1 protein-coding gene is annotated in these 1,210 nt (G+C 63.1%); it reads right to left on the reverse strand.

Annotation, left to right across the window (positions count from 1 at the left end; all coding sequences use genetic code 11):
• Nucleotides 1–60 precede the first annotated feature (60 nt).
• A partial coding sequence (locus JQ631_RS32195; protein ID WP_212334165.1) for an IS256 family transposase occupies nucleotides 61–1,210 on the reverse strand: 1,150 nt, incomplete at its 5' end.

Below are 1,210 nucleotides of genomic sequence, written 5' to 3' on the forward strand. Positions count from 1 at the left end.
CAACATAAGGCTGCGGTGGTGATTCAGGAGCTATGGCTGATTTTGGGTGACGCGGCCTGATCAGGCGGCGTGGCTTTCAGTGTTCGGAATGACTTCGATTCCGTCGATGAACTTTACACCGGCGATGACTTTCGGCAACTGGTTCGTGCTCTTCAATCGCCGCCAGGTCTTCGATGCGGCGTCGATGAGCTTGAACACCATCAGCTTCGCGGTTTGTTGCGACAGCGATCCCTTGGTCCGCACCGTTCGGTGGCGCACCGTGGCGAAGACGCTCTCGATCGGGTTCGAGCTGCGTAGGTGGATCCAGTGCTCAGCAGGGAAGTCGAAGAAGGCGAGCAGCGCATGGCGATCCTTGATCAGGCACTCCACCGCACGTCCGTATTTGATGTGGTATTTCTCGACGAAGACGTCGATCGCGGTTTCAGCTTCGGCCCGGTGTGGGGCCAGATAGATGTTCCGCAGGTCGTTCTTCATGGGGCCCTGCACGGATTTGGCGACCTTGTCGAGTACGTTGCTCACTTTATGGCACCAGCATCGTTGGTGCCGCGTGCCGGGAAAGGCCTCGTCCAGTGCCTTCCAGAAGCCGAGGGCGCCGTCGCCGATGGCGAGTTGCGGGGCAATCCGTAACCCGCGTTGCCGCAGGTCGATCAGGAGTTCGCGCCAGCTCTGCGCGCTCTCGCGCACGCCGACCTGGAAGCCGATCAGCTCCTTCTTGCCTTCCGGCGTGGTGCCAATCAGCACCAGCATGCATTCGCTGTGATCTTCCATGCGGGCCTGCAGGTACACGCCATCGGCCCAGATGTAGACATAGCGACGCGCCGACAGATCGCGTCTCTGCCAGCGTTCGTACTCGACCTGCCAATCGGCCTTCAGGCCGGCGATCACCGAAGGCGACAGGTTCGGCGCATCCTTGCCGAGCAGCGCCGAGAGCGCCTCCTGGAAGTCGCCGGTCGAGATGCCGCGCAAATAGAGGACCGGGATCAAGGCATCCAGGCTCTTCGTCCGCCGCGCCCATAGCGGCAGGATTGCCGAACTGAAGCGGAGGCGGTCGCCTGGCCCGCTCGCTCCGCGGTCGCGGACCTTGGGACGAGCGACCTCCACCGGACCGATGCCGGTCGCAATCTCGCGCACCGGACCGTGCCCATGTCGGACCAGGCGCGCTCGACCGTCGGGCAGCGTCAGATTGGCCGTGCTGGCCAGAAACGCGCCA

This window comes from Bradyrhizobium manausense (assembly GCF_018131105.1).
Taxonomy (GTDB): domain Bacteria; phylum Pseudomonadota; class Alphaproteobacteria; order Rhizobiales; family Xanthobacteraceae; genus Bradyrhizobium; species Bradyrhizobium manausense_B.